Consider the following 632-nt stretch of genomic DNA (forward strand, 5'->3'; position numbering starts at 1 on the left):
AACAAACTATAAAGCACACTTTGATTGGCGCTGTGGTGACGTTAAGTCTCTCTACGTTGCTGACAGGGTGTAATAAAGCCATATCAGAACCGGCAGAGCCTTTAATCAAACCCGTTAAATTACTTGCTGTTAAAGATCTTACGGTTGACGACTCTGACGCTTTTCTTGCGCGTATTGATGCAACGTATCGAGCGCAGTTGTCTTTTCAAGTTGGGGGGGAAGTTGAAAAGCTACTGGTAAGAATGGGACAAGGGGTAGAAAAGGGTGAAGTGCTCGCCACACTAGACCCGAAAGATCTGCAATTGGCTTTAGACGCAGCGCAAGCCCAATATGCATTGGCCAAAACTCAGTGGGAAAGAGCAAAAAGTCTGTACAGCAAAAAACTCATCAGCACCGATAGCTACGATCAAAAAGAAACGCAATACAAAGCAGCGTTGGCAAGTTTTGAACAAGCGAAAACCGATTTGAGCTACACCAAAATTCAAGCGCCATTTGACGGTGTGGTGTCGTACACCTACGTGAAGCCGTATCAAGTGGTAGGTGAAAAGCAAGAAATCCTCAATTTGATTGATAACACCACGCTGGATGTTTCTTTCACTTTGCCCGTTAGTTACGCGGAGTCTGTCTCTCTG

1 pseudogene is annotated in these 632 nt (G+C 45.1%); it reads left to right on the forward strand.

Annotated elements, in window-relative coordinates:
- Positions 1-632 (forward strand): annotated as a pseudogene (vmeT, locus tag R7P74_RS27235) (multidrug efflux RND transporter periplasmic adaptor subunit VmeT); the annotation flags it as partial.

Source organism: Vibrio sp. 2033 (genome assembly GCF_033339735.1).